This is a genomic window from Shewanella sp. 5S214, from assembly GCF_041439795.1.
GTDB classification, from domain to species: Bacteria; Pseudomonadota; Gammaproteobacteria; order Enterobacterales; family Shewanellaceae; genus Shewanella; species Shewanella vesiculosa.
The window spans coordinates 39,123-56,627 of the sequence record NZ_JBGOOV010000016.1; the positions used below are offsets into that span (position 1 = coordinate 39,123).

At 41.0% G+C, this 17,505-nt stretch carries 18 protein-coding genes; 1 reads left to right on the forward strand and 17 read right to left on the reverse strand.

Annotated elements, in window-relative coordinates:
• Window positions 1-25: 25 nt before the first annotated feature.
• Together fre and ubiD are read right to left on the reverse strand one after the other, a co-directional pair.
• Window positions 26-724: an NAD(P)H-flavin reductase gene (gene fre / locus ACED29_RS12035; RefSeq protein WP_371697755.1), complete on the reverse strand. Its 699-nt coding sequence runs from the start codon at window positions 722-724 to the stop codon at window positions 26-28.
• Between the two features lie 80 nt (window positions 725-804).
• On the reverse strand, window positions 805-2,286 hold the full coding sequence (gene ubiD, locus ACED29_RS12040) for a 4-hydroxy-3-polyprenylbenzoate decarboxylase (RefSeq protein ID WP_182696728.1): 1,482 nt from the start codon (window positions 2,284-2,286) through the stop codon (window positions 805-807).
• 158 nt (window positions 2,287-2,444) lie between these two features.
• Here ubiD and ACED29_RS12045 point away from each other — a divergent pair, with 158 nt between their 5' ends.
• Complete coding sequence (locus ACED29_RS12045) at window positions 2,445-3,032, forward strand: hypothetical protein (RefSeq protein ID WP_371697756.1); 588 nt, start codon at window positions 2,445-2,447, stop codon at window positions 3,030-3,032.
• Here ACED29_RS12045 and ACED29_RS12050 read toward each other — a convergent pair.
• From ACED29_RS12050 to ACED29_RS12120, 15 genes are all read right to left on the reverse strand, one after another.
• Complete coding sequence (locus tag ACED29_RS12050) at window positions 3,002-4,330, reverse strand: diguanylate cyclase domain-containing protein (RefSeq protein WP_371697757.1); 1,329 nt, start codon at window positions 4,328-4,330, stop codon at window positions 3,002-3,004. The two genes, ACED29_RS12045 and ACED29_RS12050, sit on opposite strands and share 31 nt — an antisense overlap.
• A 3-nt stretch (window positions 4,331-4,333) precedes the next feature.
• Window positions 4,334-5,332 (reverse strand): ABC transporter substrate-binding protein, encoded by a 999-nt coding sequence (locus tag ACED29_RS12055; protein WP_182696725.1) that lies wholly within the window; start codon window positions 5,330-5,332, stop codon window positions 4,334-4,336.
• A 1,381-nt stretch (window positions 5,333-6,713) separates the two neighbouring features.
• A complete protein-coding gene (locus ACED29_RS12060; protein ID WP_182755353.1) occupies window positions 6,714-6,965 on the reverse strand; it encodes a transposase in 252 nt (83 codons plus the stop codon).
• Between the two features lie 669 nt (window positions 6,966-7,634).
• Complete coding sequence (gene mgtE, locus ACED29_RS12065) at window positions 7,635-8,999, reverse strand: magnesium transporter (protein ID WP_182696724.1); 1,365 nt, start codon at window positions 8,997-8,999, stop codon at window positions 7,635-7,637.
• A gap of 464 nt (window positions 9,000-9,463) precedes the next feature.
• On the reverse strand, window positions 9,464-9,739 hold the full coding sequence (locus ACED29_RS12070) for an HPr family phosphocarrier protein (protein WP_124015081.1): 276 nt from the start codon (window positions 9,737-9,739) through the stop codon (window positions 9,464-9,466).
• 20 nt (window positions 9,740-9,759) lie between these two features.
• Window positions 9,760-10,623 carry an RNase adapter RapZ gene (gene rapZ, locus ACED29_RS12075; protein ID WP_182696723.1) on the reverse strand — a complete coding sequence of 288 codons (864 nt, stop codon included), beginning with the start codon at window positions 10,621-10,623 and terminating at the stop codon, window positions 9,760-9,762.
• Window positions 10,620-11,063 (reverse strand): PTS IIA-like nitrogen regulatory protein PtsN, encoded by a 444-nt coding sequence (gene ptsN, locus ACED29_RS12080; protein ID WP_124015079.1) that lies wholly within the window; start codon window positions 11,061-11,063, stop codon window positions 10,620-10,622. The genes rapZ and ptsN overlap by 4 nt, the downstream gene beginning before the upstream one ends.
• 2 nt (window positions 11,064-11,065) lie before the next feature.
• The gene (gene hpf / locus ACED29_RS12085; RefSeq protein ID WP_124015078.1) at window positions 11,066-11,353 is read right to left on the reverse strand and encodes a ribosome hibernation promoting factor; all 288 of its coding nucleotides are present in this window, start codon (window positions 11,351-11,353) and stop codon (window positions 11,066-11,068) included.
• 24 nt (window positions 11,354-11,377) lie between these two features.
• Window positions 11,378-12,862, reverse strand: coding sequence for an RNA polymerase factor sigma-54 (locus ACED29_RS12090; protein WP_124015077.1), 1,485 nt, complete (start codon window positions 12,860-12,862; stop codon window positions 11,378-11,380).
• Between the two features lie 143 nt (window positions 12,863-13,005).
• Window positions 13,006-13,737, reverse strand: a complete 732-nt coding sequence (gene lptB / locus ACED29_RS12095) for an LPS export ABC transporter ATP-binding protein (RefSeq protein WP_124015076.1) — start codon at window positions 13,735-13,737, stop codon at window positions 13,006-13,008.
• Entirely contained in the window at window positions 13,734-14,315 is a 582-nt protein-coding gene (gene lptA, locus ACED29_RS12100; RefSeq protein ID WP_124015075.1) for a lipopolysaccharide transport periplasmic protein LptA, read from the reverse strand. Before lptA ends, lptB begins: the two co-directional genes overlap by 4 nt.
• On the reverse strand, window positions 14,302-14,862 hold the full coding sequence (gene lptC, locus ACED29_RS12105) for an LPS export ABC transporter periplasmic protein LptC (RefSeq protein WP_124015074.1): 561 nt from the start codon (window positions 14,860-14,862) through the stop codon (window positions 14,302-14,304). The genes lptA and lptC overlap by 14 nt, the downstream gene beginning before the upstream one ends.
• Window positions 14,859-15,425 (reverse strand): 3-deoxy-manno-octulosonate-8-phosphatase KdsC, encoded by a 567-nt coding sequence (gene kdsC / locus ACED29_RS12110; RefSeq protein ID WP_371697758.1) that lies wholly within the window; start codon window positions 15,423-15,425, stop codon window positions 14,859-14,861. The genes lptC and kdsC overlap by 4 nt, the downstream gene beginning before the upstream one ends.
• 2 nt (window positions 15,426-15,427) lie before the next feature.
• Window positions 15,428-16,405: a KpsF/GutQ family sugar-phosphate isomerase gene (locus ACED29_RS12115; protein WP_124015072.1), complete on the reverse strand. Its 978-nt coding sequence runs from the start codon at window positions 16,403-16,405 to the stop codon at window positions 15,428-15,430.
• A gap of 44 nt (window positions 16,406-16,449) precedes the next feature.
• The gene (locus tag ACED29_RS12120) at window positions 16,450-17,412 is read right to left on the reverse strand and encodes a calcium/sodium antiporter (RefSeq protein WP_371697759.1); all 963 of its coding nucleotides are present in this window, start codon (window positions 17,410-17,412) and stop codon (window positions 16,450-16,452) included.
• Window positions 17,413-17,505 lie beyond the last annotated feature (93 nt).

The window sequence follows — 17,505 nt, forward strand, 5'->3', positions numbered from 1 at the left end:
ATAAATGCTGGTATTGAAATTAAGCCTATTTTATAAATGCGAAAGCATCACCATACAAATGGGCTTCTTCAATCCCAAGCTCACGGAACAATTCTCGTGCCGTGCCAACCATATCAAAACGGCCAGCAATGTAGATGTCGTAGCCATTCAAACTGACAAAGTCCTGCTTAATCTGCTCGAGTAAATTGGCTTTTTTACCTTCCCAGTTACCGTCAGCAAGTTCTACTACTGGAATAAACTCTAACCAAGAATGCTCGGCATGCCATTGACGGGCGATGTCTTGATAGTACATGGCTTCTTCGTTACGGCAGCCCCAATACAATTTAGTCTGAATGGTTTCGCCGTTGGCAATCTGTGCTTCAACGATACTTTTGATATATGAAAATCCAGTACCACCCGCAATTAAGATCCGCGGTCTGTGGCTTTCGCTACGTAAAAATGCGTCACCAGCAGGTGCTTCAATATCAATATAGCTTGCCGTTTGTAGTCGTTCAACGACTTGCATGGGATAACTTTCACTCACAGCAGCACCAATATGCAATTCTATTAAGGCAGCATTTGGGGCAGAAGCAATGGAAAAAGGACGTTTGTCTTTTTCACCCATGACCACAGATAAGTATTGGCCAGCTTTAAAATCAAAGGCTGCTTCGGGTTTAAGGAACACTTGATATACAGCGTCATTAAACGGGGTGACTTTTTCAATCTGACAACGAATGGTTTTCATCTAACGTCCTTTAAACCCTTTTATAATTTTTTATCAATCAGTTAATTATAGCTATTTACGACCTAACCGGATCACTATGGTTACAATGTTGGCACATCTTCTATGCCGAGATCATCCCAAATTTGGTCGATTCTTTGTTTTGTTGTCTCATCCATCACAATGGGAGTACCCCATTCTCTGGTGGTTTCGCCTGGCCATTTATTGGTGGCATCTAAACCCATTTTCGATCCTAAACCGGCAACGGGTGATGCAAAGTCAAGGTAATCGATAGGGGTATTATCCACCATCATGGTATCGCGAGTAGGATCCATCCGTGTGGTAATAGCCCAAATAACATCCTGCCAATTACGGCAATTGACATCCTCATCAACCACAACAATAAATTTGGTGTACATAAATTGGCGAAGGAATGACCATGCTCCCATCATGACACGCTTGGCATGACCCGGATATTGTTTACGGATTGAAATGATTGCCATACGATAAGAGCAGCCTTCAGGCGGCAGATAAAAGTCAATAATTTCAGGGTATTGTTTACGTAGGATAGGAACAAATACTTCATTTAATGCCACGCCTAACATAGCCGGTTCATCTGGTGGACGGCCGGTATAGGTACTATGATAGATGGCATCTTTACGGTGAGTAATATGGGTCACGGTAAATACTGGGAATGAGTCTGTTTCGTTATAGTAACCCGTGTGATCGCCGTATGGACCTTCTACTGCGGTTTCATCAGGATCTATATAGCCTTCAAGAATAATTTCGCTGGTGGCTGGTACTTCAAGATCGCAGCTAATGGCTTTACAGACCTCGGTACGTTCGCCGCGCAACAAGCCTGCAAAGGCATATTCACTCATCGAATCTGGCACTGGGGTTACAGCACCCAAAATAGTCACAGGATCGCTACCTAATGCCACTACGACAGGATAACGTTCACCTGGATGAAGCTGTTTAAAGTCTTTAAAGTCTAGGGCTCCGCCACGGTGGTCCAGCCAGCGCATGATCAGTTTATTTTTACTTAATAACTGTTGGCGATAAATACCTAGATTTTGTCTTTTTTGTCGCGGCCCTTTGGTGATGGTTAATCCCCAAGTGACTAATGGTGCCACATCGCCTGGCCAGCAGTGCTGGATTGGCAACGCGGTTAAGTCGACATCATCACCGCTTTTGACTACTTGCTGACAAGGTGGATTGCGCACTGTTTTCGGCGGCATATTTAACGCTTGCCTAAACATTGGTATTTTAGCTATGGCATCTTTAAAGCCACTCGGTGGTTCTGGTTCTTTTAAGAATGCTAATAATTCACCGACTTCACGTAATGCTAAAGGGTCATCTTTTCCCAATGCCATAGCAACACGTTTAGGCGTACCAAATAAGTTAACCAGTACCGGCATGGTATGGTTGGTCGGATTTTCAAATAACAGCGCGGGGCCACCTGATCGTAAAACTCGATCAGCAATCTCTGTCATCTCTAAATGAGGATCAACAGGATAGCTAATGCGCTTTAACTCTCCATTTGCTTCTAAATGATCGATGAAGCTGCGTAAATCTTTAAAACTCATGTTTACCGCCTGTAAATCAAATCCAAACCACTATGGCGCGCACTATAGCATTTTTCTAATATAGGGTTAAGCCATTTGATAGACCTATATTGTTGATATCGACTTTAGTGATACTTAGCGTAAACTGGATGTTGTGAACCAGATTGTGGAGGTGACTTATGTGGGTGAACAAACCGTGGGTTTTGATGCCGTTATTAGGGCTTAGTGCAAGTGTAACCTTAACTGTGATGAGTTTGGTCAGTGCTCAGCCTCTGTTAGCGAACGAGTATTCTCAGCGTGTTTCTCATTCTGTCGGCTCTCAACATAATAACCATCGCCAACATTATAATCATTATCGACATCGTGACCCTTGGCGTTGGGGGATCGGTTGGGACCAAGGCTGGGGAGGTAACCAATATTGGGGACCGAGTATTGGTGTTAGTTGGAGCAATGCTAATAACTTGCGATACAATTCGGTTTGGAGAAATAATGATTATCCTAGTCGCCAATCTGGTTTTTACCCCTATCAAAATCAGTTGAACGCAGTCTACCAGCCACAAGCTATCGAGGTTTTAGAGCCTGTTGCAGTCGCGCCACGGCAACAAACCACAACTAGCATTCAATATGCTCAAGGTTTGAATCATTTACCCGAAAATGCCAAAGTGATTCAGCGTGACAATGGCACTGTTTATGAGTGGCAAGGGGTAGAATATTATTTTGATTGGAATACTCAAACCTATGAAGTAGCCAAAGCGGATACTCGATGATCATCAGTATAGAAACAAAATTCAGTCCTGTGGTCAGCCTTAGCTTGATACATAGCCGTATCAGCCGCACTGATAAGTTCACGACTGTTTAAACCATCATTAGGCAGTACACTAATACCAATACTCGCCCCAACTTGTAAAGTGTGCTCGCCGATGGTTATGGGTTGCTTAATACTGCTCAATAATTGGTTTATTTTGTTTTTGATATCGATAGGTTCGGTGATCATATCGAGCCAAATGATAAACTCATCGCCTCCCAATCTACCGACAATATCAGTAGTACGCAGATTATTAACCAAACGATTAGCGATGGTCATGATCACTTCGTCACCAATGCTATGACCCAGAGAATCATTAATCTCTTTAAATTTATTAAGATCTATAAACAGTAATGCAGCTTGCTGTTCTCCGCGTAAATCACGTGCTATTGCGGCATCAATTTGCTTAATAAATGCGCGGCGATTATAAATCCCTGTGAGTTCGTCATGTTCGGCTAAAAAAATAAGCTTATCTTGCTGTTCAATTAATTTGCGGGTTTGAATATCAACTTCTTGTTTCAATTTTTCTTTTTTTATCGTGATTTGGGCTAATGATTGTTTCATTTCATTAAAATCATCAGCGAGTGCAGATAATTCATCGGTATCAAAAGAATTAATTTGACTGACGAGATCGCCTGCAGCGAGCGCTTCCATACCGATCCTGAGTGAGGCGAGCCCTTTCTTAAACCTAATTAGTGTCATAATAGACCAAGCTGTTACCATAATCGCTAACAGAAATAAGACCATTCCGACCATTAATAATAATGTTTGTTGTTTTTGACTCGCTTTTCTTATCGAGAATTGATGAAGCCGAAACATTTCTTCGGTCATTTCTTCAATAATCATGCTGTATTTCGCTTTAAATAATCGTTCAGCAGTCAGTGTTGATGCCACATTAACTTGTTTGCTGTGGAAGTCATGTTGAGTATTAATCAGTGATCTTATATTGGTATTTAATCTATTGATGTTGCTAATGATGAGTTTTTGCTGTGTCGCCCACTGAATATCTTCTGAGAGATCTTTGGCCAATTCGGCTTGGCGCAGATTAAGCTCTGAAAGCCCTCGATCATCGCTATACTCTTGGTAAAGCCATAGCTGACTGCGAAGACTATCAATGCTGACTTGTAATTTCATTGAGTAATTGAGTTGCCGGTATATTTGTTGTTGATAATGGTGAGCTTGTATCAGCGATAAACCGACGATCAATGTCAGTAATGAGCAAAGTGCAGCGGTTAGTTTAAGACGCTTAGATAACATCATAACTTACCATCCTGCCTCTAAGCTCATGAAGGTTTCAAATAATTTTCGGTCGAAAATCTGTCTAAAATCGACACTGTTTTCTTCATCTACCAGTTGATTATCAATAGCCCATTGGCTTTGAGTTTGGATGTTAGAAAATAGCGCATTGCTGAGTGATAATCTAAAAGTATAGTCATTCCATGAGTAACGGAGTTGCGATGGATCGATATTCAAAATACGACTAATATTTTGCTGAGCAAGTTCTGGGTTAGTATGGATATAGTCAGTGGCATCACTAATTGATTTAAGTATAGCCAACCTTTCTGTGGTGGATAACGTCGTCTCTTTAAGCTCAATTAAGTTAAAGGATAAGTGATATAGGCCGCGGCTATTAATGACACTGGTATCTGAGGTTACTTGTTGTGTTAATAAATAACTTAATGGCTCCCAAGCTGAAATAATATCAACCTCATTATTTAATAATGCTGGAATAAGTTCATCTGACCGCAAATATACTCGCGTGATAGGCTGTGCCGTTTTATTGTACATGATCAGTAAACTATCAAAGAAAAACTCACTAGCGCTGTCTTTGACTATGCCTATTCTGGCGTGCTGCAGGTTATTCAGCCGATGATATTTTTGTGGCGTTAAACTGAGTAATTTAAGATCATTATCTGATTCCACAAAGCTAGTTAATACTGAAAAGTTGCTCTGTTTAAAGCTATTAAACATGACGACAGTTTCCGAGGCGGTAGCCAGATCGACTTGCTTATCATTAAGGGCGTTAAAGCATTTTACCCCGCTGTCGTATTTAACTAATTCAACGTTAACACCATTCGCTTCAAAGTAACCAAGTTGTTTGGCAATAAAAACAGGCGACGAAAGTGGCGTGCTAGAAACCGCAATTTTAATGGATGCTTTATATGTAGGTGAAATCTTAGTGGATTGATGTGTTCTCTGTTCGCAACTGATGATGCTGGTTATGATAAAGATAAAAAAACAAATGCTTAACACCTTGGCCATAGGGACACTTCAATAATGAGTTAATGATACTAAGTGTAGTGAATTTATAACTATTTGATTGGGAATGTGACAAAAAAAGCCGTTTTTTTATCGTATCAGTCGATAGTTTTACTTTTTTAGTTTTAACGATAAGTGACAATTAAGAGGTATGTTGTGAACGGGTAAGGGAATATTTTCTTTTTTTAATCTTTATTTTTTAATTCAATAAGTTATTACATCTAAATTCAAGATGAATTTATGGGGCAGACAACTCAGCTAAAATCAGCATATTTAGCCGATTCTATATCAAAGTGCTCATTTTCTGTTCGTAATAGGCTGCAGTATAAATCGCTAATCGAGTACACGTTATTGTAATGATATTAGTTTTTTAAGTTAGCGTTTTATATGATTATGAAGTTATTTTAAGCTTGTTTGGCTAAGTCTGGGTCATCCTATATGAAAAGGCCCCATTGCATCCTTTGCTTTGGGGCCTTTGTTTGCATTGTCTGTTATTGTTTTTATGTTTGCTGTTGTAAAACCAACCCTGAGTTGGAGATTATTATTCTTTTGAGCTTGTCAGCCACAGGGTGGAATAAAAATGACGTTATTGGATAATAGAGTCTGGGGACCCAATAACGCCTTAACTGTAATGTTAGCCAATATCCTTAATGGCTAACGGTGAAACAATAAAGCGGCAAGGATGCAAGTATTTTGCGCTTATTATTAGAATGATTGTTGCTGTGATAACAACTTGCTGGGGGACGAGTTGTTATCATGGTCAAACATCCTTGCCAAAACGGTTTTGATCGTTAGCTCTGCTAATGGTTGCAGAAGCGCCGTCAATGGCGAAAGCTAAAAACCTGGATAAAAATGACGTTATTGGATAATAGAGTCTGGGGATCCAATAACGCCTTAACTGTAATATTAGCCAATATCCTTAATGGCTAACGGTGAAACAATAAAGCGGCAAGGATGCAAGTATTTTGCGCTTATTATTAGAATGATTGTTGCTGTGATAACAACTTGCTGGGGGACGAGTTATTATCATGGTCAAACATCCTTGCCAAAACGGTTTTGATCGTTAGCTCTGCTAATGGTTGCAGAAGCGCCGTCAATGGCGAAAGCTAAAAACCTGGATAAAAATGACGTTATTGGATAATAGAGTCTGGGGACCCAATAACGCCTTAACTGTAATGTTAGCCAATGTCCTTAACGGCTAACGGTGAAACAATAAAGCGGCAAGGATGCAAGTATTTTGCGCTTATTATTAGAATGATTGTTGCTGTGTTAACAACTTGCTGGGGGACGAGTTGTTAGCATGGTCAAACATCCTTGCCAAAACGGTTAACTGAATTTCAATTATTGTTTAAGATCGTTCCAACACTTTCTTAAACATGGATCCTTAGCTTGCTATAGCATGTAGTTGCTGATTTAACTGGGCAATCTTTTGTTGCAAATAGGCTATTTCTGATACGATTGCGCCCTTACTTTCTGTCTGGCGAACTTGGTTACTTCTGACCCACTGGTATACGGTTTTTGCCGATACACCATATTGTTTTGCTACGTCAGATAATAATCTTTGATTATTTTTTACTTCATTAATCACTTCTTTTTGTAAGTCCACTGGGTACTGTCTCGCATTTGACATATTCATGAAATAATCTCCTGCCAATTTACTTATGTTTACTAGAGCGAGTTTCCACTTCATCCCACTGGCTACAACCGAGATGTGCTAAGAAAAAAATGTTCTGGCGGCATTGTGAAATGATATTATTTACCATGACATTTATTGACTTAATGCTACGACTTCCGGTTATTTTATTCATTGCTATCTCCTACATCTACCAAGGACTACTTGTAAAATCACACTATCACTTAGTGGGTATGTGTTCTTATATGGAAAGCTTGTGCCAACTTTGATAAATATTTTTATCTGTTATTTATCAGTGTCTTATTTAAAACCTTTAACCTAGGTACTTTTTACCGACAGATTAGTTTGGTGCAATTGCACTAACTTGGTGAATAAGTTCTGCAGATGAATCGCTATCAAACTTATCGCTAGGTCGCAGTTTAGATGACAAATATGGCAGAAAAAGGTGACCTCAATGACAAAATAAAGATGGCGTTATATTGAATTTAATATTTACATGGATGATTTGAACATGATCAGAAGGGGGAGGTGAGTGCTGAGTTAACAGACTGACAATCTGTGGCTAGCGTGACCATTTGAGAGTCCGCCGCCCACAAAAGAGTCCTAAAGTAGACAGTTTTATAGACGGCATATTATTTAACCCAACTCGGGTTAAGAGATAAGAGCAATACTCTAGTGCATTAAATACAGCGTCGCTAAGCCTAAAAATGCAAATAGACCAACCACATCAGTGACTGTGGTTAATACCATGCCTCCAGCAAGAGCTGGGTCGATATTGAGCTTTTTGAGCATGATTGGAATAGTGGCACCCGCAAAGCCGGCAACTGTCATGTTAATTAGCATAGCACTGCCAATTAATCCGCCTAACGCAATGTCGTCTTTCCACAGCCACACAGCAAAAAAGACCAACACAGACCACATAATGCCGTTTAATAATCCAATGCCGAGTTCTTTGCCGATTAACCAACGTGAATTACTTTGGCCAATATGGCCAAGTGCAATACCGCGGATCACCAGCGCTAAGGTTTGATTACCGGCAACGCCGCCCATGCTCGGCACAATGGTCATTAAAATTGCGATGGTAGCAAATTGCTCTAAGGTGCCTTCAAACATATTACTGACAGATGATGCTAGTAATGCGGCAAATAGATTGATGGTTAGCCATAGAGAGCGTCTTAGAGTACTTTTAAGCACTGGGCCGAAGGTATCTTCATCATCATCCATGCCTGCCATCCCCATCATGGAATGCTCGGCATCTTCACGGATCACATCGATAACGTCATCAATGGTTATTCGTCCAAGTAATTTTGCTTGGCTGTCTACTACAGGGGCAGATATCCAATCGAGTCGTTCAAATTTTTGCGCAACATCTTTATCTGACATCTCAACCGGAATACTTTCTAGCTCGGTGTCCATAATGCTGCGAACTGTGACACTCGGATCGCATGTGAGTAAGTCGACCAATCTGACGCCACCTAAAACATGGTCATGGCGATCGACAACATATAATGTATCAGTGGTATCTGGTAAATTACCGCGTTGACGTAAATAGCGTAACACTACTTCGATATTAACATCGGGTCTTAGGGTAACCGTATCTGTGTTCATTATGCTGCCGGCAGTATCATCCGGGTAGCGCAGTGCTTGTTCTACTCTATCTCTGTCCTGGCTTCGCATTGACTTGAGTACTTTCTTGTAAACCGCATCGGGCAAGCTGCGAAGAATATAAGCAAGATCATCGGTGTCCATTCCTATTGTGGCCTGGGCGAGTTTCTCTGGTGTCATGCTGCTGATGAGCGAATCTTTCAGTTCTTCACCTAATTCATCCAGGATCTCACCCGCATATTGTTGATCAATTAATTGCCATAAGACTTGTCGATTTTTTGGTGGTGATGATTCGAGAATGAGGGCGACATCGTTGGGTGACATTGCATGTAACATATTGCGAGCATGAACAAACAATCCACTGTCTAACGCTTGAGCGAGTTGATTGAGTCGTTGTTCTGTTATTTCATTATCTAGGTACTCTTTACCCATATATCAACTTCCTATTTGTCATACGAATATGATTCTGTATGTAATGGTTTTGGGCAGTTTCAGTTTCTCTGTTTGGCATATTGATGCAAGAATTGTTATCTGCGGGCAAGAAATGAAATGCAGCAATAAAATCGTTGAGTGACTTGCTCCAAACGAAAGTCTGAACTGCTGATGTTGCTTTACACAAAAATTAACGTCCGATTATATCGGTGTTTGGTCAAGCGAGAACCGTGATTGAAATTGGCTACAACGCTAATATCTCTTAAGAGAACGAATACTTAATCAGCTGGGGATCCGCCGCGCGTTTTCAATATAAAGGCTAATATTATCGAGGAACTGATCGTTAACCTTCGAACAGCAATATCGTGGCAGTTTGGTTAGTATGACGACTTCATTTAAAGATGGAAATAAATAAGTGATGATGGCTTAACGATCAGTAATTAGTGAAAGTATCACTAAATAATTTAGCAAGACTCATCAAATTTAGCATTAATGAGATCACATACGGCATTTAATGCCACTTCAGCATCTGGGCCTTGGGCTGTTACTGTGATCATTTTACCTATGCCACTTTCAAGCATTAATAACCCAAGTACACTTGCTGCACTGGCGTTTTTATCGCCTTGAGTTAACGTGATACTGGCATCAAAATCACCCGCTAAAACAGCAAGTTTTGTTGCAGCTCGAGCATGTAACCCCAATTTATTTGAAATGGTTACTTGGCGTTCAAGTTTGATCATTAGCGCGATCCTATGCTCAGTTAGCTGTCAGTATCAGTTAAATTTAATTCTCTGTGGCGAGCATTAACTGTATGTTTACTGCCATGTCTAAACCTTTTTGCTAATTGATCGGCTATATATACCGAGCGATGCTGGCCACCGGTGCAACCAATGGCGATAGTCAGATAGCTGCGGTTATTACGTTCTAAATGCGGCATCCAGGTTTCAAATAAGTTTTCAATTTGCCAGATAAACTTATTCACTAGAGGTTGCCGACCTAAAAACTCTTGTACCGGTTCGTCTAAACCTGTGAGTGGTCGTAGTGCTATTTCCCAGTGTGGATTAGGTAAAAAGCGCACATCAAACATAAAGTCAGCTTCTGTTGGCATACCGTGTTTAAAGCCAAAAGACTCAAAGTTAATCACTAACTCTTTATCGACACTACCTAACAATATTTGCCTGACTTGGTCGCTTAATTCGTAAATATTCAGGGCAGAGGTGTCAATATAATGATCAACAATTTTTGCGATAGGCTCAAGTAAACGGCCTTCTAATATGATCGCTTCTTGCAGTGAAATATGATTTTTAGATAACGGGTGTAATCGACGCGTTTCGCTATAGCGTTTGAGTAGCACTTTATCATTAGAATTCAAAAAGAAGCTAATAATTTCAGTGTCATGTTCAAGTAAGGCAAGTTGATCTTGAAGGACTTTACCTTGCTCGGCAATGTTGCGTACATCAACACTAATTGCCACTAGATCGTTATTACCTTTGAGCTGAGCCAGTAATATGCCAATCAGTGGTAAAGGCAAATTATCAACACAATAATACCCTAGATCTTCTAATACTCTTAGAGCAACAGATTTTCCTGAGCCTGAACGTCCCGATACTATGACAAGTTTCATGCAGTAATAACCCGATAAAGTTCTGTTGAGTCGTGAGTTTTACGAAGCTGTTTCAATATTTGCTTATCGCTTAATTTTTGAGCCACGCTTGATAGCGTGCTTAAATGCTGTTGGCACTGATCTGCAGGTACTAACAAAGCAAATAAAATATCCACGGGCTGTTTATCGATTGCATCAAAGGCAATGGCTTCTTCACATTTAATAAATATTGCGATCGGATGCTCTATGGTCGTTAATCTACCATGAGGTATCGCAATGCCATTTCCTATACCTGTGCTACCCATTTTCTCTCTCGCTAATAGGCTTTCAAAAACCTCTTGCGAAGATAGGGGTGGGTACTGGGCAGCGACTAAATTGCTGATGAGTTCCAGTACTTTTTTCTTACTGCCCGGTGTGGCACAGGTAGTGCATTCCGGCTGCAGAATGGTACAAAGTTCCATCGTTAGTGTTTTGTATACTTCTCTTTGTGTTTAATTACCTGACGGTCGAGTTTATCGATCAGGGCGTCTATTGCAGCATACATATCAGTGCTTTCTGACATGGCAAAAATCTCTGCACCATTAAGGTTGATTTTAGCTTCTGCTTTTTGTTGTAATTTTTCTACATTGAGCACAACGTGTACATTATTGATCTGATCGAAGTGTCGTTCAAGCTTTGAAAATTTACCTTGAACGTATTCACGTAAAGATTCGGTAATGTCGATATTTCTACCTGTCATATTGATAAGCATAAAAATCCTCCGTTGCCTTGTAGGTTATAAACTCTTACGTTGGTTTGAGGGTGGAATGAGCATCGCTTCGCGGTATTTTGCAATCGTACGACGCGCAACGTTGATCCCCTGATCTGCCAGCAGTTGGGCCATTTTGCTGTCACTTAATGGCTTTTGCTGGTTTTCTGCCGCAACCAGTTTTTTGATAAAAGCACGAATAGCGGTAGATGAGCATTCTCCGCCATCGTCGGTGCTGACATGACTAGAGAAAAAGTACTTTAATTCAAATAGCCCACGTGGTGTGTGCATATATTTTTGAGTGGTAACCCGTGAAATAGTCGATTCATGCATTTCTACTGCTTCAGCAATATCATTGAGTACCATAGGTTTCATGGCTTCTTCACCATATTCAAAGAAACCTTGCTGAAATTGCACAATACAATTGGCGACTTTCAATAAGGTCTCATTGCGGCTTTCGATACTCTTGATGAACCATTTAGCTTCTTGTAAATGACCGCGAATAAATTGGCTATCGGCAGAGTTTTTACTGCTTCTAGCCATGGCTGCATATTGTTGATTAACGCCAATTTTAGGCATATTGTCCGGGTTTAACTCTACAACCCAACGGCCATTCTTCTTTAGTACGGTTACATCAGGAATAACATATTCGTCATCAATAGCGGTGACTAACAAGCCCGGGCGAGGGTTAAGTGACTGGATTAAGGTGATTGCGTCACGCAACTCGTTTTCTTTGAGCTTGGTTTTGCGCATCAATAATCTAAAATCGCGCCCAGCAATTAAATCTAAATAGTCTTTAATGAGCAGACGGGCATTGTCTATATGTGGGGTTGTGTCGGCATATTGGGCTAATTGAATGAATAAACATTCGCTTAAATCTCGTGCGGCAACACCAACGGGATCAAAGTGTTGAATACGTTTTAATACCGCTTCAACTTCATCTAGTTCAACACTTTCATCACCCATGGCTTCGAGAATATCTTCAGTGCTTTGGGTTAAATAGCCGCGTTCATCAATGGCATCAATGATCGCGGTAGCAATTGCTCGATCTGTGTCAGAAAATGGCGTGAGATTTTTTTGCCACTCTAAATGCTCATATAAGCCTTCAGTCGTTTCACCTTGGAATGGCATATCATCATCGCGCATGCTAGCACTGCCTGAACCTGACATTGGTGAGGCGGTGTACACTTCATCCCATGTGGTATCCATAGCTAAATCGTCCATGGTTTCTTTGGTCATGGATTCTGCTGTGTCGACTGTTGAGGTGTCTTTTTCTATATTGACCACGCTGTTGTCACTAAAGTCGGTGTCAGATTGGTCGCGACTTTCTTTTACTGAGTCTTTTGCTTGAGAAAACTCATCTTCTATTTCAAGCAATGGGTTTGAGTCCAATGCTTGTTGGATTTCTTGCTGTAGCTCCAATGACGATAATTGCAGTAAGCGGATCGCTTGCTGCAATTGAGGGGTCATGGTTAAGTGTTGACCCATTTTGAGTTGGAGTGACGCTTTCATTTACCGCTTATCCCTAGATGATTTCCATAAAAATGACAATCTCGAAAACTGTAATCGATTGTCACATACATCAATGACATTTAACGCTATTTAGATATCGTTCAATGAAATGAGTTAGATAGACTAAAAGGCCAGTAAAGTAACTATAGCTTGAATTGTTCACCTAAGTACACAGCCCGAACTTGTTGATTACTCAATATCTCATCAGGTGTGCCTTCGGCAATTAAATTGCCCTGGCTGACAATATAAGCGCGCTCACAGACGTCTAAGGTTTCACGTACGTTATGATCGGTAATTAATACCCCTAAGCCGCGGTTTTTAAGCTGTTGAATGATTTTTTTTATGTCGATGACAGAAATAGGGTCAACCCCCGCAAAAGGCTCATCGAGCAAAATAAATTTAGGATTAGCGGCCAGCGCGCGCGCTATCTCTACTCGACGACGTTCCCCACCAGACAACGACATGCCTTGGCTGTCGCGAATATGGGTGATATGGAATTCTTCTAATAAATGCTCTACTTGCTCAATCCGTTGGTCGGTAGTGAGTTCTTTACGAGTCTGCAATACGGCCATAATATTGTCGTATACGGTCAGTTTGCGAAAAATACTGGCTTCTTGCGGCAAGTAACCAATCCCTTTGCGAGCTCTAAGATGCATTGGGTCGGCGGTTAAATCGTCATCATCAATTAAGATCCGACCTTTATCGCTTTGCACTAAGCCGACAACCATATAAAACGTGGTTGTTTTACCTGCACCATTGGGGCCTAAAAGACCGACAATTTGGCCTGTTTTAACGGTTAAACTCACATCTTTAACAACCTGACGAGTTTTATAGCTTTTAGCTAAATTTTCAGCCGTTAGGGTTATTTGGGTCATGGTTTGATCTGCTTTTTAACAGGAATTTCAGGGAGCTTTTGCTTTGGTGCAGTCTCGTCTTGGAAATTCTCAGGTTGAATAATAGTAATAACGCGATCTTTCCCTGTACCAGTACTTTCAGCAATCAGCTCTTGAGCGTTAATGTTGTACTTAATACGGTTACCAGTTACTTGGCTACCAGATTGATCCAGTTTGGCATTACCTGTCAATGTCAGTGTAGTGGTAGCAAGATCATAGCTTATTTCGTTGGCACTGGCGGTACCAATTTGACCGTCGTCTAACTCTTGTGAAAACGTTGCAGGGTTACCTATAGCGATGAGTTTTTTACTGGTGCTATTTTCGGGAGTAAACGCCCGTAACTCATCAGCATTAATGTTAATAGTGCCTTGAGTAACGGTAACAGGACCATTAAAAACAATTTGATTATTTTTAATGTCAGCAGACTGGCTTACTGAGGCAATTTTCAACTCTTGTTGAAGATCACCTTGTTTCGCTATGGTAGGTAAACTCAGCAGGCAAAATATGCTGCCAAATAACATAACATTGGCGTGAGTGTTGAGGCGATTAATGTGGCTCATATGTTCCTTCTACCTGGCTGAGTAGCGATAATTTTTGCGAATTCAAGTCAGCATGTAGACCTAAACCTTGAATAATAAACCCTTTACCTTTGATGTACACCATCTCTTGTGAGGTGCCGATCATAGTGGTTAAATCCACCGAAACAGCTTGGGTACTGAGTGACTGCAGGGGTTCTTCTATATTAATGGCATCAATAATAACATTATTTTCTAATATGACTTGGCTGGTATTTTTATTCAATTGGCCTCTATCTGCGCTTAATTGCCATTGCGCTTGGCCGTTTTCAGGGTAAATGAGGTAAACAGGTTTAGTAAAGTGAGTAATGTCACTTGAGGCGTAATGCTCCATGTGTTCGGCACTGACTCGACTAGCAATTAAACCGAGTTTATTAAATTCTGTGGTGCGTAGGTTATCTGCTACAAAGTCGGGACGTTCAATACCTCGAACTTTCACAGCATCCATTTCACTGCGTTTTATTTGCGCTTGCCAGTAGAGGAAAAAAGCAAGTCCAAAAAAAGCCACAATACCTAGAGTGATTCTATTCATATACTCATACCATGAGCACAGGCAAATTTATCTTGGCTTAAAAGCAGTAAATCAGTGAGTTCTCGTAACGCGCCATGGCCACCATTAAGAGAGGTGGTCATATGGCAATGTTGCTTAACAAATGGGTGCCCGTCACCGACACACACGGCAAGACCAACTGCTTTCATAACCGGGAGATCTACCATATCATCGCCAATATAAGCGACTTCGTCTGCGCTGACATTATACAGTGATAGGAGTTGTTCAAATGGCTCAAACTTGTTATCAATACCTTGATAAATATGTTTAATACCTAATGCGGTCATGCGAGTTTCGACAATCTTTGATTTGCGGCCAGTAATGACAGCAACGTGCATTCCGCTTGTCAGGATAGATCGAACACCATAACCATCGCGAGTATGAAACGCTTTGAGTTCTTCGCCAGCGTTGCTGAGATAAATTCGACCATCTGAAAATACCCCATCGACATCACAGATTAACAGTTTGATTTTTTGAGCGCGTTGCCAAATATCATTGCTGATAGGGCCGTAAAATCCTTGGTGGCTGGTGGTTGATTCTGACATGATTAAATGACTCCCGCTTTAACCATATCGAGCATGTTTAATGCTCCGATCGGTTGATGTTTTTCATTGACTACAATCAGTCCGTTAATACTTTTCTCATCCATAATTTGCAGTGCTTGTGCCGCTAGAATGCCGCTAGGGCAGGTGACACAGTTCTGGGTCATTACCTGAGCTATCGGAGTGGTGCGAAGGTTGACTTCGGCGTCGATAACTCGGCGCAAATCGCCATCAGTAAAAATACCAACCAGTGTTGTTTCGCTGTCGACAACAGCTGTCATACCAAGGCCTTTTTTGGATATTTCATACAGCGTTTCAGTAATACAAATATCATTATGCACTATGGGTAAATCATCGCCTTTATGCATAACATCATCGACTTTTAATAATAATTTTCGCCCCAGAGATCCACCAGGGTGTGACAAAGCAAAATCATCTCGAGTAAAACCTTTGGCTTGCAATAAGGCAATGGCTAATGCATCACCCATTGCTAAAGTTGCTGTGGTACTCGAGGTTGGTGCCAACCCTAACGGGCATGCTTCTTCTTGTACTTCAATGCACAAATGGATTTTAGATAAACGCGCCATATTAGAGTCTGGTTTACCTGTTACTGCGATAACCGGTACGCCCATTCGCTGTATTACTGGCATTAATGTCAGTATTTCACTCGATTCACCTGAATTAGAAATGGCAAGCACAATATCGTTTTTAGCCAATGCGCCTAAATCACCATGACTTGCTTCACCTGGATGAACAAAAAATGCCGGTGTACCAGTGCTGGCAAAGGTCGCGGATATTTTATTACCAATATGCCCCGATTTCCCCATGCCCATAACAATCACTTTGCCTTTGCACTGCAAGATGAGCTCACATGCTTGACCAAACTCAACTGAGTCTACATATTGATATAAATTATCTAGGGCAGCCTTTTCAATATCAATGACTTTACGGCCCCACTGACGAAATTGAGTTTGATTTACCATACGGTTCTCTCTTTTAGCTGAATACTTTACCTTCATGCCCCAATCTAGTGAGACTGAAATACAATCACTTGGTACGCAATAAAGGTGATTAATAATAGTGTGCCATGCCAACGAGTCAGTTGTTGCTTAGCGCCACTGGATAATACTAAAACGGCTAATGCTGCACTGGTGCCTAATACCATGTAGAAGTCTCTGCCGCTGGCCGATGTATCGATTTCCCCGGGGGAAATTAACCCTGGCAATGCCAACACAGCAAGAATATTAAATAAGTTCGATCCAACGATATTACCAATGACAAGATCGTGTTCTTTTTTTAACACGCCAGCAATGCAGGCTGCTAATTCTGGTAGGCTTGTCCCTACTGCAATAATGGTTAAACCGATGACAAGATCGGACAAACCATAAAACTTTGCAATACCCACGGCACCATCAACCATCCAACCAGCTGATAGCGGGAGTAATATAATACCGACTGTAAGCCAAATGATAGCATGAAAGGTTGGTACATCTTTAGGGATCTCAGAGTCCATTTCAGTATCTAAGCTGTCGGTGGTTTTATCATGAGTTGCTTGCCAAATAAAATATCCCATTAACCCTAAAAGGGTTACAAGCAGCATGATACCTTCTACTCGTGTTAATACATTATCATGCAAGGTAAAGCCTGCAAATACAGTAGCTGCGAGCATAATAGGTATTTCACGTTTTAAGGTTTGTGAGCCTACGCTAATCGCACCCAGTAATGCGGTTAATCCTAAAATTAAGGTAATGTTAGCTATGTTAGAACCTAGGACGTTACCAATCGCGGTGTCACGCATGTCATCCATTGAGGCTGTGGCAGCAACAAACATTTCAGGAGCAGAACTCCCCATCGCAACAATGGTGAGTCCAATTAACATGGGAGGTAAGCCTAAATTACGCGCAAATGCGGCAGCGCCATAAACAAATCTATCCGCACTCCAGACTAAAACTGCAAGGCCGACGACTAACATTAGGATATTAACTAGCATGTGATTCCGGTAGTGGTAATTAATTGACGAGCATTTTCGCTGGATTTGTATCAAATTGAAAGCATTGCCCAGTAATTGTACTGACAATCATAT

Excerpts from the sequence above, each read along its gene's own strand:
- mgtE (WP_182696724.1), bottom strand. The coding sequence starts at position 8,999 with ATGGGTAAAGAGTACCTAGATAATGAAATAACAGAACAACGACTCAAT.
- lptB (WP_124015076.1), bottom strand. The coding sequence starts at position 13,737 with ATGACCCAAATAACCCTAACGGCTGAAAATTTAGCTAAAAGCTATAAA.
- ptsN (WP_124015079.1), bottom strand. The coding sequence starts at position 11,063 with ATGGAACTTTGTACCATTCTGCAGCCGGAATGCACTACCTGTGCCACA.
- ACED29_RS12055 (WP_182696725.1), bottom strand. The coding sequence starts at position 5,332 with ATGGCCAAGGTGTTAAGCATTTGTTTTTTTATCTTTATCATAACCAGC.
- ACED29_RS12090 (WP_124015077.1), bottom strand. The coding sequence starts at position 12,862 with ATGAAAGCGTCACTCCAACTCAAAATGGGTCAACACTTAACCATGACC.
- ACED29_RS12060 (WP_182755353.1), bottom strand. The coding sequence starts at position 6,965 with ATGAATATGTCAAATGCGAGACAGTACCCAGTGGACTTACAAAAAGAA.
- lptA (WP_124015075.1), bottom strand. The coding sequence starts at position 14,315 with ATGAGCCACATTAATCGCCTCAACACTCACGCCAATGTTATGTTATTT.
- kdsC (WP_371697758.1), bottom strand. The coding sequence starts at position 15,425 with ATGTCAGAATCAACCACCAGCCACCAAGGATTTTACGGCCCTATCAGC.
- hpf (WP_124015078.1), bottom strand. The coding sequence starts at position 11,353 with ATGCTTATCAATATGACAGGTAGAAATATCGACATTACCGAATCTTTA.
- lptC (WP_124015074.1), bottom strand. The coding sequence starts at position 14,862 with ATGAATAGAATCACTCTAGGTATTGTGGCTTTTTTTGGACTTGCTTTT.
- fre (WP_371697755.1), bottom strand. The coding sequence starts at position 724 with ATGAAAACCATTCGTTGTCAGATTGAAAAAGTCACCCCGTTTAATGAC.
- ACED29_RS12120 (WP_371697759.1), bottom strand. The coding sequence starts at position 17,412 with ATGCTAGTTAATATCCTAATGTTAGTCGTCGGCCTTGCAGTTTTAGTC.
- ACED29_RS12070 (WP_124015081.1), bottom strand. The coding sequence starts at position 9,739 with ATGATCAAACTTGAACGCCAAGTAACCATTTCAAATAAATTGGGGTTA.
- ACED29_RS12115 (WP_124015072.1), bottom strand. The coding sequence starts at position 16,405 with ATGGTAAATCAAACTCAATTTCGTCAGTGGGGCCGTAAAGTCATTGAT.
- rapZ (WP_182696723.1), bottom strand. The coding sequence starts at position 10,623 with ATGAAACTTGTCATAGTATCGGGACGTTCAGGCTCAGGAAAATCTGTT.
- ACED29_RS12050 (WP_371697757.1), bottom strand. The coding sequence starts at position 4,330 with ATGATGTTATCTAAGCGTCTTAAACTAACCGCTGCACTTTGCTCATTA.
- ubiD (WP_182696728.1), bottom strand. The coding sequence starts at position 2,286 with ATGAGTTTTAAAGATTTACGCAGCTTCATCGATCATTTAGAAGCAAAT.
- ACED29_RS12045 (WP_371697756.1), top strand. The coding sequence starts at position 2,445 with ATGTGGGTGAACAAACCGTGGGTTTTGATGCCGTTATTAGGGCTTAGT.